The 13,551-nt window shown below is 63.9% G+C and carries 14 protein-coding genes; 6 read left to right on the top strand and 8 right to left on the bottom strand.

Going from position 1 to position 13,551, the window contains the following annotated elements:
- The first annotated feature begins 207 nt into the window (after nt 1-207).
- From ACYU81_RS04300 to ACYU81_RS04275, 6 genes are all read left to right on the top strand, one after another.
- On the top strand, nt 208-402 hold the full coding sequence (locus ACYU81_RS04300; RefSeq protein WP_449473893.1) for a DUF4169 family protein: 195 nt from the start codon (nt 208-210) through the stop codon (nt 400-402).
- A 335-nt stretch (nt 403-737) separates the two neighbouring features.
- A complete protein-coding gene (locus ACYU81_RS04295) occupies nt 738-1,550 on the top strand; it encodes a hypothetical protein (RefSeq protein ID WP_460986505.1) in 813 nt (270 codons plus the stop codon).
- Between the two features lie 166 nt (nt 1,551-1,716).
- Complete coding sequence (locus ACYU81_RS04290; RefSeq protein WP_449473889.1) at nt 1,717-2,934, top strand: argininosuccinate synthase; 1,218 nt, start codon at nt 1,717-1,719, stop codon at nt 2,932-2,934.
- A 224-nt stretch (nt 2,935-3,158) separates the two neighbouring features.
- On the top strand, nt 3,159-3,815 hold the full coding sequence (locus ACYU81_RS04285; RefSeq protein ID WP_460986504.1) for an EF-hand domain-containing protein: 657 nt from the start codon (nt 3,159-3,161) through the stop codon (nt 3,813-3,815).
- Between the two features lie 70 nt (nt 3,816-3,885).
- Nucleotides 3,886-4,605, top strand: coding sequence for a response regulator (locus ACYU81_RS04280; RefSeq protein ID WP_460986503.1), 720 nt, complete (start codon nt 3,886-3,888; stop codon nt 4,603-4,605).
- Nucleotides 4,602-5,948 (top strand): sensor histidine kinase, encoded by a 1,347-nt coding sequence (locus ACYU81_RS04275; protein WP_460986502.1) that lies wholly within the window; start codon nt 4,602-4,604, stop codon nt 5,946-5,948. The genes ACYU81_RS04280 and ACYU81_RS04275 overlap by 4 nt, the downstream gene beginning before the upstream one ends.
- Before the next feature lie 170 nt (nt 5,949-6,118).
- Here the strand turns inward: ACYU81_RS04275 and ACYU81_RS04270 are convergent, their stop codons facing one another.
- From ACYU81_RS04270 to flgG, 8 genes are all read right to left on the bottom strand, one after another.
- A complete protein-coding gene (locus ACYU81_RS04270; RefSeq protein WP_460986501.1) occupies nt 6,119-7,171 on the bottom strand; it encodes a flagellar motor protein MotB in 1,053 nt (350 codons plus the stop codon).
- 3 nt (nt 7,172-7,174) lie between these two features.
- Nucleotides 7,175-8,038 carry a flagellar motor stator protein MotA gene (gene motA / locus ACYU81_RS04265; RefSeq protein ID WP_460986500.1) on the bottom strand — a complete coding sequence of 288 codons (864 nt, stop codon included), beginning with the start codon at nt 8,036-8,038 and terminating at the stop codon, nt 7,175-7,177.
- A 276-nt stretch (nt 8,039-8,314) separates the two neighbouring features.
- Complete coding sequence (locus ACYU81_RS04260; protein ID WP_449473877.1) at nt 8,315-9,160, bottom strand: flagellin; 846 nt, start codon at nt 9,158-9,160, stop codon at nt 8,315-8,317.
- 12 nt (nt 9,161-9,172) lie between these two features.
- A complete protein-coding gene (gene flgK, locus ACYU81_RS04255) occupies nt 9,173-10,507 on the bottom strand; it encodes a flagellar hook-associated protein FlgK (RefSeq protein ID WP_460986499.1) in 1,335 nt (444 codons plus the stop codon).
- The gene (locus ACYU81_RS04250) at nt 10,504-10,818 is read right to left on the bottom strand and encodes a rod-binding protein (protein ID WP_460986498.1); all 315 of its coding nucleotides are present in this window, start codon (nt 10,816-10,818) and stop codon (nt 10,504-10,506) included. The genes flgK and ACYU81_RS04250 overlap by 4 nt, the downstream gene beginning before the upstream one ends.
- The gene (locus tag ACYU81_RS04245) at nt 10,818-11,948 is read right to left on the bottom strand and encodes a flagellar basal body P-ring protein FlgI (protein WP_449473871.1); all 1,131 of its coding nucleotides are present in this window, start codon (nt 11,946-11,948) and stop codon (nt 10,818-10,820) included. The genes ACYU81_RS04250 and ACYU81_RS04245 overlap by 1 nt, the downstream gene beginning before the upstream one ends.
- Nucleotides 11,948-12,562: a flagellar basal body L-ring protein FlgH gene (locus tag ACYU81_RS04240; protein ID WP_460986497.1), complete on the bottom strand. Its 615-nt coding sequence runs from the start codon at nt 12,560-12,562 to the stop codon at nt 11,948-11,950. Before ACYU81_RS04240 ends, ACYU81_RS04245 begins: the two co-directional genes overlap by 1 nt.
- A gap of 173 nt (nt 12,563-12,735) precedes the next feature.
- Complete coding sequence (flgG, locus tag ACYU81_RS04235; protein WP_460986496.1) at nt 12,736-13,524, bottom strand: flagellar basal-body rod protein FlgG; 789 nt, start codon at nt 13,522-13,524, stop codon at nt 12,736-12,738.
- Nucleotides 13,525-13,551: the final 27 nt, after the last annotated feature.

The raw sequence follows: 13,551 nt of genomic DNA, 5'->3' as shown, positions 1-13,551 counted from the left end.
AAGCAGATGCGAGATAGCAGTTCCCTTATTGCCGATCCGAGCGGCCTGCCTCGCATTTGAGCCCTTAGATGGTTTCTGCATGTTTACAAGATGCCATGGCCGGGTTCCGAAGGAGCCGTCGGGGCGTTGTCTTGGCAAGTCGGCAGTTGCTGGCCTAGTCTTGGGGTTTAGATCAAAAGGCACGAACATATAGGGTTTTGAGCAGCTATGGGTGACATCATCAATCTGCGGCAGGCGCGCAAGGCCAAGGTGCGGAAGGATAAGGAGCAGGTGGCGGCTGCAAATCGGGCGAAGTTCGGCCAGACTAAGGCTGAGCGTGAGGTGCGGCGGATCGAGGAGGCGCGGCAGGATCGGCTGTTGGACGGTAGCCGACGGGATGGTGACGTCGACCCGGTTGAATAGCGGTTGGGACGGCAAGCAGTCTTTCAAGGTTTTTTAGCTCTAACGAGATGAATGGATGTTCATCTCGCGCCCCCCTGCAACAATTCGTCTCTTTGGAAAATCAACTCATCGTGAATCCGTGACCATGTCTGCGGTCAATTGAAAAGTTCGTTGGTTCAGCTTGGGCTATGAGAGGATATATTCAATCTGCTCGCCCGGCTGGTGCCGCGATTGCCGCTGTTCTAGCCCTTGGTTCAACCTGTTCTTTCGCGCAGGAAACTGTTCCTGATGCGGTTTCGCCGCCTGTTGTCGTGCCGCCGCCGGTTGCAGCTCCTGCTGCGTCGGTCCCGCAGCCGATGGTCCAGCCGACCGCTTCGGTTGAGGAACGGCTGGATGCTGCGGTGGCTGCTTCGGAAGCCGAGGCGGCGGTGAAACCTGCTGCTAGTCGGCCAAACGCGCGGACGGCTTCCACGCCGGTTCGAACTGCGCCGCGGGCGCAAGTTGAGCGGCCTGCTGCTGCGCCGGCGGTTGAACGGGCGGAGGCCCGGCCTATGGCGACAGCGCCCGAGCGTGAGGCCGCCGTTGGTCCGGCGCCTGCGGTGAACGAAGCTGTGCCCGCCACACCGCCTGCCGCTGAGGCGCGCGATGTCGGCGCTGCCGATGCTGGCACAAAGGAATCGCTCCTGTGGGCCTTGGGCGGTGGCGTGCTGCTGCTTGCGGGGCTCGGCGGGGCTGCCGCCGTTCGTCGTCGCCGTAACGTTGCAGAAGTCGAGGAAGAGGAGGTTTTGGCTGCCTCGGCGGAGCCGCTGGTCGAAAAGCCTGTCGCGGTCACGCCCACCTTTGTGGAGCGGGAACCGGTGGCTGAGCCTGCCATCATGCGTGCGCCCATGCGCGCCCCCCTCGCGGCCGAAGCTGCTTATGGCTCCAGTCTAGAGGCGATGGTCGCCGCCGCGCCGAGCGCGGACAATCCGTTTCGCACGCATCGTAAGCGGCTGGCCCGTGCGCGGTTCCTGCTGGCGCAACAGGAGAAGGGCGAGCGAGTATCCTTTGCCGATGCGCCCGTCCATGTGCCGCCGCAGACCATCCATGCCGAACCTCAGGTGCAGACCGTCTATCGGATGGGCTCGGATCGGAATCGCCGGATGACATTCAAGCCGCAAACGCGCTAAGTCACCGGACAATCAGCCAGACTGGGGCGGCATCGCACGGTGCCGCCCCGTTTGCATGACCTGCGCACGTCGATTCGGTTGCACTTGGGGCCGACCCCTGATACCGGCGCGCCGGTAATTTCGCGCCAGTTTTGCAGGCCAAGTTTGAAGGAAGGTCGCTCCACCCATGTCCGATAAGATCAACCGCATTGTCCTTGCCTTCTCGGGAGGGCTCGACACCAGCGTGATCCTGAAATGGTTGCAGCAGACCTACCAGTGTGAGGTCGTGACCTTTACCGCCGATCTGGGGCAGGGCGAGGAGCTGGAGCCTGCGCGGCAGAAGGCCAAGCTGATGGGCGTCAAGGATGAACATATCTTCATCGACGACCTGCGCGAAGAGTTTGTGAAGGACTATGTCTTCCCCATGATGCGCGGGAACGCGATGTATGAGGGGCTGTATCTGCTGGGCACGTCGATCGCCCGCCCGCTGATCGCCAAGCGGCAGATCGAGATTGCGAAGATGGTCGGCGCGGATGCCGTCAGCCATGGCGCGACCGGCAAGGGCAATGATCAGGTGCGGTTCGAGCTGGGCTATTATGCGCTGTCGCCCGACATCAAGGTCATCGCACCCTGGCGGGAATGGGATCTGGCCAGCCGCACCAAGCTCATTGAGTTCGCCGAGCAGCATCAGATTCCGATCCCGCGCGACAAGCGTGGCGAAAGCCCGTTTTCGACTGACGCGAACATGCTGCACACCTCTTCCGAAGGCAAAGTGCTGGAAGATCCGTGGGAAGAAGTGCCGGACTATGTCTTCTCGCGTACGGTGAACCCGGAGGACGCGCCGGACGCGCCGGAATATATCACGGTCGATTTCGAACGTGGCGACGGCGTGGCGATCAATGGCGTGGGCATGAGCCCGGCGACGCTGCTCGAAACGCTGAACGAATATGGCCGCAAGCATGGCATCGGCCGGCTCGATCTGGTGGAGAACCGCTTCGTCGGCATGAAGTCGCGCGGCATGTATGAAACGCCGGGCGGCACCATCTATCACCTTGCCCATCGCGGTATCGAGCAGCTGACGCTGGATCGCGGCGCGGCGCATCTGAAGGATGAGCTGGCGCCCAAATATGCCGAGCTGATCTATAACGGTTTCTGGTTCTCGCCCGAGCGTGAGATGTTGCAGGCGGCGATCGACCATAGCCAGGAGAAGGTGACGGGCACTGTTCGGCTGAAGCTGTACAAGGGCGGCGTTCAGGTCGTTGGGCGGAAATCGCCTTATTCGCTCTACAGCGAGAAGGTTGTCACGTTCGAGGATGATGCGGGCGCCTATGATCAGCGCGATGCGGCGGGCTTTATCAAGCTGAATGCGCTGCGTCTGCGGTTGCTGGGGCGGCGGGACGGCTGACGAACTCGTCATCCCAGCGCAAGCTGGGATCTTATGCGGCCTGGCGCCTCGCCTCCTGAGATCCCAGCTTGCGCTGGGATGACGGGGGTGGGGGGAGGCTCGCCCTCGTTACATATTGCGACAATTTAGCCCGTGACATGACAAGTTTGCGGGACAAGTCTTCCTCATAAGGGGTTTCAGGAGCGGCGATGGCCGTTCGTGACCCCTTGGAAGGAAGAGACGAGATGATTCGCAAATTTTTGGGCACCGCTGCTGTCGGCGCGCTGTTCGTCGGTGGGCTGGCCGCTTCGCATCTGGCGCTGGCGCAGCCGGGCGATGGTGGCCCCGGCGGCCGTCATGGCGGCATGATGGCTATGGCCGACGCGAACAAGGACGGGAAGATCAGCAAGGCTGAACTGACCGCAGCGCTTGATGCGCGGTTCGCGAAGATGGACGCCAATCGCGACGGCAAGCTGACGAAGCAAGATCGGGAGATCGGCCGTCAGGCGCGGCTTGACCAGCGCTTTGCCGCGCTGGACACCGACCGCAACGGCCAGATCAGCAAGGCCGAGTTCGTCGCCGGACATCAGGGCCGCTGGGGTCGCGGGGATAGCGATCGCGAGGGCCGTGACGGGCGCGAAGGCCGCCGCTTTGGCGGGCGCGGCCATAATGGCTTTGACGGCGGCATGATGTTTCATGGGCGGGGCGGCCGAGGTGGCGAGGCGATGAAGGACGGCGTCCTCACCCGCGCGGAGTTCATGGCCCGGCCGCTCGCGATGTTCGACAAGGCGGACAGCAACAAGGACGGCTTTGTGACGGCGGATGAAATGAAGGCCGCGCGTCAGGCGATGCGTGAAGCATGGCAGGCCCGTCGCGGGGCGGACGCCGCGCCGAAGAACTGATCATAGGGGAAGGGTGGAGGCGGCGTCCTTCACCCTTCCAAGCTGCTGATAGTCGTGACAGATATTCCTTATGAGTGAAAAACCCCATCTGCTGCTCGTTGATGACGAGCGTTCGATCCGCGAGCCGTTGGCGCAATATTTGTCGCGCAACGGATTCCGTGTGACTGCCGTCGAAAGCGCGGCGGAGGCGCGGGTGCGGCTCAATGCCAATGCGATCGACCTTGTGATCCTGGACATCATGATGCCGGGCGAGGATGGGCTGTCGCTGTGCCGCCATATTCGCGAGACGAGCGAGATTCCCGTCATCCTGCTGACCGCCAAGTCGGAAGAGACCGACCGGATCGTCGGGCTGGAGATGGGAGCGGACGATTATGTGCTGAAGCCCTTTTCCCCGCGCGAACTGGTGGCGCGGATCAAGGTGATCTTTCGCCGCGTGGCCACGGGCGGCCAGCGGGTGACGGCGCCTGATGGGGCGACCTATGCCTTTGCGGGCTGGTTGCTCAAGACGCAGGAGCGGGTGCTGGTGGATCAGGAAGGCGTGGCGCTGCCGCTGTCGACCGCCGAATATAATCTGATGATGGCCTTTGCGACGCGGCCCAATCAGGTGCTGAGCCGGGACCAATTGCTCGACATCACGCAGGGGCGGGAGGCCAATGCGTTTGACCGGGCGATCGACAATCAGATCAGTCGGTTGCGCAAGAAGATCGAGCCGGACCCCAGGAACCCGACGCTGATCAAGACGGTGTGGGGCGGCGGCTATACGCTGTCCGCCGATGTGAGGAAGCTGTGAGGCGCTTTCGCCTTTGGCCGCAGAGCCTGGTTGGGCAGATCATCGTCCTGGTGGCGATCGCGCTGTTCGTGGCGCAGGCGATCAATTTCGGGCTGCTGCTGCGGGAGCGTAATCGGTTGACGCTGACCGCGCAGACGGCGCCGGGCGTCTATCGTATCGTCGATGCGCTGGACAGCCGGGGTGAGGCGCCTGCGCGCAACCGGCCGCCGAGGGCGCGCTTCTTCGATGCTGCGCCGACGTTGACGGGCGAGCGGCGGCCCGAGGTCGAGCGGCGGGCGCTGGCGATGTTCGCGGATGTGGGGCTGCCCATGCGGGCGGTGCGGGTGATCGAGCAGGACCGGCCGCCGCCGATGCGCCGGATGGACAATATCAGGATGCGCGCCATGGGCGACGTGCGGGGTGAGCCGCGCGGCGGTCGGCTGACGATGGCGGCCGAATATGCGCCGGGACAATGGGTCGTGACCCAGACGCGGGCGGGCAACCGGGCGCCGCGCTTTGGCGGGTGGCTCGTGGGGCAGACGCTCATCCTGTATGTGATCGTGCTGTTGCCGCTGCTGTGGGTTGGCCGCAGGCTGGCGCGGCCTTTGGGGCAGTTGACGCGGTCGGCGCAGCAGTTCGCGCGCACGGGATCGGCCGATGCGGTGGAAGAGCGCGGGCCGGGGGATGTGCGGGAGCTGACCACGGCGTTCAATGCGATGCGCGGCCGGATCTTTGCGATGCTTGATGAAAAGGACCGGATGCTGGGCGCGATCGGCCATGATCTGCGCACGCCGCTGGCGTCGTTGCGGGTACGGGCGGAGTCGGTGGAGGATGAGGGCGAGCGGGCGCGCATGTCGCAGACGATCGATGAGATGAACCGGATGCTGGAGGATATCCTGTCGCTGGCGCGGGCGGGGCGGAGCACGGAGGCGGCGCAGAAGGTTGATCTTTCCGCGCTGGCCGATGCGGTGGTGGAGGATTTCATTGAGCTGGGATCGCCTGCGGAGATGGCGGATAGCGCGCGGGCGGTGGCTTCGGTCCGGCCGCAGCAGATCAGACGGGCGCTGCGCAATTTGATCGAGAATGCGATCGTTTATGGCGAGCGGGCGCATGTGTCCGTGGTGCGCGAGGATGGCGCGATCCGGATCGTCGTGGCGGATGATGGGCCGGGTATCAGCGAGGATCGGATGGAGGAGATGATGGAGCCGTTTACGCGGCTGGAGGGATCGCGGAACCGGGAGACTGGGGGGGCTGGGCTCGGGCTGGCGCTGGTGCGGGCGATCATGGCGGAGCATGGCGGCGCGCTGAGGCTGGTGAACCGGGCTGGTGGCGGGTTGGAGGCGAGTTTGGTGTTGCCGGTTTGAGCGGGGATGGTGGCAGATACGAATTCCCCTCCCGCAGGCGGGAGGGGCTAGGGGTGGGCGCGAGCGCAGCGAGCTTTCGGGCTAGCCGTTAAAAACAAGTCCGGCGTTGCGCTGGCCCACCCCCAACCCCTCCCGCCTGCGGGAGGGGAGCAGATTCGCAATCCGATCGCTCAGTGCTTGCCCGGCTTGCTAGACGTCCCGGGCGCGGTTGGGTTGAGCAACTGGACCCCGCTAGGCAATCCCGTGCCGCCCATGTCGATCCTGGTCACCTCTTCACGCGCTATCCGGGCCGGGTTGTCGCGTTCCTTGATAGCGGCCTTGGTCGCCTCGTCCGGCGCCTCGTCGTCGCTGCTGTCGCTGCCACGGGTCCAGCCGAGAATGATCGACATGCGGCGGTTGCGCGGGTCGTAGACATTGCCCTTGGCGAAGGGTTCGCGGTCGGCGACGCCTTCGATGCGGGCGAAGCGGTCGTTGCCGATGCCGCTGGCCGCCAGCGTCTTGCGCGTGGCTTCGGCGCGGGCGGAGGATAGCATCCAGTTATTCATGCTCTGGCCCGAGCTATAGGGCAGGCCGTCGGTATGGCCGCGCACGATCAGCGGATTGGGCATGCCGCGCACGACCCCGGCGACTTCGCTGACCAGATCGCGCGCTTGAGGCAGCAGATTGTCGGTGCCCATGGCGAACATCGCGAAATTGGATTCATCGATCAGGTCGATGCGCAGCCCTTCGCGCGTTTCGGTGAAGCGGACGTTGCGGCGCAGCTTGTCCATGCCCTTCTTGCGGGCCATGCGCGCTTCCAGTTCCTTCTTCACCGCCTCGAACTTGGCGCGATCGGCGGCGCGGGTGGCCTTGCCGCCCTGATCCTTGGTGCCGGTCGCGTCGCGCGGGATGGTGATGGCGAGGTTGCCCTGACCGCCGGTCGTGGGATAATTTTCCTTGCTGACCATGCTATCGCCGCCGAACAGGCCGCTCGACCCGGCCGAGGACATTTTTAGTTCGACCAGCGTCGGCGTGAAATAGTCGGCGAGGCCCTTGCGCTGCTTTTCGGTGGTTGCGCCGAGCAGCCACATCAGCAGGAAGAAGGCCATCATTGCCGTCACGAAGTCGGCATAGGCGACCTTCCACGCGCCGCCATGATGGCCGCCATGACCATCGACGATGATCTTCTTGACGATGATCGGCCGGGGTTCGGGCTCGTTCCCGCCGCGCTTCTTTTCGGCCATGGCTTATTTGCCCCGCATGCCGTCGAACACTTCGGCGAAGGCCGGCTGGTTCGCATGGGTCAGGCTGGAGCGCGCCGCTTCGATGACGAGCGGCTGGGGGTGGCCATGGAGCGAGGCGATGATGATCTGCTTGACGACATGGTACATGGAGCCATCCGCCTCGATCACCGCGCGGCAGCGATTGGCGAAGGGACCGACCATGCCATAGGCGAGCAACACGCCGAGGAAGGTGCCGACGAGCGCCGAACCGATCATGCCGCCCAGGATTGCCGGGGGCTGGTCGATCGAGCCCATGGTCTTCACAACGCCCAGAACCGCCGCGACGATGCCGAGGGCGGGGAGGGCGTCAGCCAGACCCTGAAGATTGTCGGCGGGCTTCAACGCTTCGTGGTGGTGCGTTTTGAGCGCGTTATCCATGACCTCTTCGACCGCATGCGGATCGAGCGTACCCGAGGACACGACCACCAGACGCAGCGTGTCGCTCATCAGGTGGATCAGCGTCTTGTCAGCCATCAGGCGGGGATATTCGGAAAAGATCGTCGAGCTGGCAGGGTCCTCGATATGCGGCTCCAGCGCCACAGGGCCTTCGACGCGCAGCGTCTTCATCAGGCGGGAGACGAGGAAGATGCAGTCGAGAAAATCCTGCTTCTTATATTTGGGGCCTTTGAACACCTTGCCAACGCCGCCGCCCAGCGCCTTCAGGTCCGCGCCCGAATTGCCGATGATCAGCGCGCCGACAGCGGCGCCGCCGATGATGAGCATTTCATGGGGCAGGGCGTGGAGAACGGGACCGATGTCGCCACCCGTGAAGATGAAGCCGCCAAATACCATGACGAGCAGCACGACCAGGCCAATGAGTGCGAACATGAGTACCCCTGAAAAATTCTGCCCGCTGGGCTTTCACCTGACAGCGCACGATGCGCTTTCGTCAGATGGTTAACGCCCAATGGTTAGCGGGAGGTTTAGGATGGCGGATTTTTTCGGCCGTTCTCGTTCTTTCCCGTCATCCCAGCGGAGGCTGGGATCTCGTCGGCGTGGTGCGTCCTCTCCTGAGATCCCAGCTTTCGCTGGGATGACGGAGTGAGGGGGAACGGCGGAGTAAGAAGGGGCGGCGCGTAAGAGCAGGCGCGGCAGTGCGAAAACTTAGCGGATCAGGTCGAACAGTGTCTGCTGGTTGATGCGTGCGAAGGCGGACTGAGCGGCTTCGAGCTGCAGCAGCTTGCTCTTCACGGAGGAGATGACTTCGGAAAGGTCGGTCGATTCGAGGCCCTGACGGCGTTCCTTCAGGTCCAGATCGACGCTGGTCAGCCGGTTGCCGGTCACGTCCAGCCGGTCGCTACGGACGCCTTGCTTCGCCTGTTCGATGGTGACGTGGCTCTGCCCCGCCTTGATCGCGGACAGCGCCGATTGGAGGTCAGCGTCTGTGCCGCCCTGCAAGGCGGTGAGTGCCTGGCTCAATATGCCGTCCAGCGTCATGGGCGTTCCGCCGACGTCGATCCCTTCCGAAACCTCCTGCCGGGTGCCGACCACCGCCAGATTGAGCCCGCGGCTCACGGGAACCAGCACGCTCTGCGTGTCGTCGAATACCGGCACGCCCTGATAGTCGGTCTGATTAAGCAGCGAGCCGATGGCCTCGCGAATGCCCTTCACATCTTCGAAGATCGCGGTGCGCTGCGCGTCGTTGAGCGATCCGTTGCGGGCGGAGGTCACCAGTTCCTGCGCGCTGATGAGCAGGGTGTTGATTTCGTCCAAATTGGATTCGGCGTTGGCCGCGCGGCCGGTGCCATAGCTGACATTGGCCTGCCAGGCCGATTGCTGTGCCTGCTCCTTGCCGATTTCGGACACCTGCACCCAAGCCAGGGAATTGTCCGATGGCTTGTTCAGTGTGATGCCGGTCGAAATGGCGGTCTGCCCTTCGATGATGCCCTGAGACAATGTCTGCTGACGACGGATTTCGGCGATCAGCGTCTTGTTGGTGATGCCTACCATGGGTCAGCCCTTTCAAATGATCTGCAGAATGGCGTCGACAGTTTCCTTCGCGATCTGAAGGATTTTCGCCGAGCCGGAATAGGCCTGCTGCAACCGGAGCAGTTCGGCCGCTTCCATGTCGAGATCGACGCCGCTGACCGCTTCGCGCGCGGCGATCGCCTGATCACTGCGGCCCTGAGCGGTTGTCTGTTCGGCCTTGATGGAGGAGAGCAAATTCGCCTGCGTCGCGATGATCGACGTCCACCCCTGTTCGACGCTGCCATTGCCGCGCAGGACGGTGCCCGCGTCCAGCAAGTTGCCGTTGAGCCTTCCGTCCGTGGATTTGGTCGCCAGCGCGGCGGGATCGGTGATGAGCGCGGTGACGCTCGCCGCTGTCGTGCCGGAGAGGAGCGCTGCGCCCGCCACGTTCGCGTCAGTACGGCCCTGCGCGTGCCAGTTGTTCACGTCCGTCACGAACTGCTGCGCCAGCGTGTCCAGGCTGGTGCGGCGCTGCGCCGTTATGTCGGCCGAGGAAAAGAGGCCGCCGAGCGTCCCGTTGGAGGGTGCGGGCAAAGCCGTGCCGCCGGCGGTGGCGAGCGCCAGCGTGCCATTGGCATTGACGGTCAGCGCCAGCGCGGTCGCATTGTCGCCCTGCACGATCGTCGTGCCATTATAGTTGATCGTCGCCACGTCATGCGCGCCGAAGCTGATGTCGACATTGAGATTGGCCGACAATGTGTTCAGCGCCGCGTCGCGGCCGTCCAGCAGCTGCGCATAGGCCGATGTGCCGGGCTGCGCGCGAAGCAGACTGTTGTTGATGCCAGCCAGTTGCGACAGCGAGCGGTTGATGGTTTCGACAGACGCTGTCGCTTCGGTGGCGATGCCGCTGGATACCTGCGACAGGTCGGCGGAGGTGCGCTGAAACGCCTCGGCAACGCGATTGATGCTGTCGAGCGTGGTGACGCGGAGCGACCGGTCGCTGGGGCTGGCGGCGAGCTTGTCGATATTCTGGTACATGCCCGTCATCAGCTTGCCGATGCCGGTATCCGTGTCGTTGAGCGCGCCTTCCAGATCGGTCATCCAGCGCAGCCGCGCCGTAGAACTGCTAAGCGCCATCCCGCTGGAGCGGACGGCGGCATCCAGATAGGGATCGGCGGCGCGGGCGACGCCCGATACTTCGGTGCCGCCGAAATTGGCGCGGGCGATATAGGTCGCCATCGTCGCCGTGGACGAACCGGACTCGACGGTCGTCAGCGACCGGCGCGAATAGCCTTCCGTGCTGGCGTTCGCGATATTTTCCGAAATCGCGGCCATCGCCTGACGGTAGGCTTTCGTGCCCGAGGCACCGATGATGAAGAGGTCGCTCATGCACCCTTATCCGGTGTTACCGGAGCGGCGGGGGCTTTCGGCATGCGGCTTTCATATTGGCGCAGCAGCATTTCCGCGATGCCGAGTGCGCCCTTTTCCGCCATCGTGTCGGCGGTGCGCGCGTCGGACATGTCGCGAAACTGTTCGGTGGCGCTCGAATCGAAGATGCCTTCGCCGCCGCCTGACTGGCGCATGGTGCCGATCATCTGGCGCAGGAAGATTGCCTCGAACTGCTTGGCGGTCTTCTCCAGCTGCGCCTTTTCGGGCGACGCGGTGGGCTGAACCCCTTTGGAAATCGCGTTTATCTGCATCACAACACCACCAGTTCAGCCTTCATCGCGCCTGCCTGTTTCAAGGCTTCGAGGATCGCGACCATGTCGGCGGGAGAGGCTCCAATGGCATTCACCGCTTTCACTATATCGGCCAGCGATGCTCCACCTTTAAAATTAATCATTGGTTTCTTTTCCTGATCGATCGAAATCGAGCTGGAAGGCTCCATCGCGGTGCGTCCTTGCGAGAAGGGCGCGGGCTGGACGATGCGCGGGCTCTCGTTGACGCTGACGGTCAGTTTGCCATGCGCCACGGCGGCCGGATGGATTCTGACCGCGCCGTTGATGACGACGGTGCCAGTGCGGGCGTTGACGATGACCTTGGCGGGTGCGTCGGCGGGCTTGACCTCGATATTTTCGATCATGCCCATCATCATGATGCGGTCGGTCGCGCCGGGGGCTGCGTCGATATTCACCGACACGGCATCGGTTGCGCGAGCGCGATTGTCGCCGAAGGTGCGGTTGATGCCGTCCGCCACGCGCAGCGCGGTGGTAAGGTCGGCTTCGGCGAGGTTGAAGGTGAGGGTGGGCGCAGTATCGAAGCCGGTGGCGACCGCGCGCTCCACCGTCGCGCCGCCCGGAATGCGGCCAGCCGAGGGGATGTTGACGGAGACCTGGCTGCCGTCCGCGCCGGATACGCCAAGACCGCCGACCGCGAGGTTGCCCTGCGACATGGCGTAGATTTCGTTATCCGCGCCGCGCAGGGGCGTCATGATGAGCGTGCCGCCGCGTAGCGACTTGGCCTTGCCCAGCGCGGAGACGGTGACGTCGAGACGCTGGCCGGGCTTGGCGAAGGCGGGAAGGTCTGCGGTCACCAGCACGGCGGCTGCGTTTTTGAGCGAGGGGTTGATGCCCTGCGGCAGCGTCAGGCCGAAGCGCGAGACCATGCCCTTCACGCCCTGCGTCGCATAATCGAGGCTGTCGTCGCCAGTGCCAGCGAGGCCCACGACGATGCCGTAGCCGGTCAGCTGGTTGGGGCGGACGCCCTGGAACGTGCCGAGATCCTTGATGCGTTCGGCATGAGCCGGAACGGTCACCAGACTGGCGAGGGCCAAGCCGGTCGCGATCAGAAGATATTGGAACAGGCGGGTCATGGCTCTGCCGGTCTCCATCAGAAGGGGCTGATCATCGAGAAGAAGCGTTGCAGCCAGCCCTGACGGCTCGCGCGGGCGATTTCGCCCTTGCCGGTGTAGATGATCTTGGCGTCGGCCACGCGCGTGGACGCGATGCGGTTGTCCGGGGTGATGTCCGCCTGACGGACGAGGCCGCTGATCTGGATATATTCGTCGCCGCGATTGAGCGTCAGCGCCTTTTCACCCTTCACCAGCATCGTGCCGTTGGGATAGACCGCCGCGATCGTCACGGTGATTTCGCCGCTGAGCGCGTTGGACTGGCTGGCGTTACCCTTGCCGGTGAAGCCCTGATCGCCGCTTGCCGCGATGTCGCTCGCCGAGAAGAGCTTGGAGAGGGGGCCGGTGCTGGGCGGCGTCAGGCCGATGCTGCCGCTGCGGCTCGTGTCGGCCGAATTGGTCTTGGTCGCCTGTGTGCGTTCAACCAGCACGATGGTGATGATGTCGCCAACGCTCTGCGCGCGCGCGCCGCTGGTAAGCGGGGTGTAGCCCATCGATGCCTGAAAGATGGAGCCGTTCGCCGGAGGAGCGGCAGGGGCGGCAACGATGGTAGGGGCAAAAAATTGCCGCTCGGCATCGCGCTTTTTGCCGGCCATTGCCGGGGTGGCGGCAAGGGCGGTTGCCGTGAGGAATAAAACAGCCGTTCGGGCTGTTCGAACGAGCCGCTTGTCTCGTTCGAATGTCGAAGCCCTTCCCTTTCTTTTTGAAGAAGTGAAGCCCTTCGACAAGCTCAGGGCGAACGGTGTGTGGGGGGAAGTCATCAGTCCGCTCACAGCTGCTGATTGACGTACTGGAGCATTTCGTCCGTCGCCTTGATCATCTTGCTGTTCACCTCATAGGCGCGCTGCGTTTCGATCATGTCGACCAGTTCCTCGACGACATTGACGTTCGAGGTTTCGAGATTGCCCGAGCGGATCATGCCGCGACCATCGAGGCCAGCGACGCCGACCTGCGGCGTGCCGCTGGCGGCGCTTTCGGTGAGCAGGTTGCCGCCGATGGGCTGAAGGCCCGCCGGGTTCATGAAGCTGGCGAGTTCGACCTGACCAAGCTGGGTCGGTTCGGTCTGGCCCTGAAGCGTCGCGGTGACGGTGCCGTCATTGCCGATGGTGATGCCGGTCGCGCCCTGCGGCACGGTGATCTGCGGGATGAGGGGCAGGCCGTCGCTGGTGACGATCGCGCCTTCCGCCGTGGTGCTGAAATTGCCCGCGCGGGTATAGGCGATGGTGCCGTCCGGGCGCTGGACCTGAAAGAAGCCGGAGCCTTCGATCGCCATGTCGAGCGCGTTGCCGGTCTGCTGCAACGTGCCCTGCGTGTTGATCTTGCTGGTGCCCTGCATCGCGACACCGGAGCCGAGATTGAGGCCGGTGGCGAATTTATTCTCGCTGTCCGAATTGGCGCCCGCCGCGACCATCTGCTGGTAGGCGAGCGTTTCGAAATCAGCGCGATCGCGCTTGAAGGCGGTCGTGTTGACGTTCGCCAGGTTGTTGGCGATCACGCGCATCTTCGTGTTCTGCGCGTCGAGGCCAGTGCGGGCGACGTGAAGGGCTGCGTTGGTCATGGTCTAACTCCGTGATGCCGTCAGGCT

Source organism: Sphingobium sp. TomTYG75, assembly GCF_054771635.1.
This window is presented reverse-complemented; position numbering and strand designations above follow the sequence as displayed.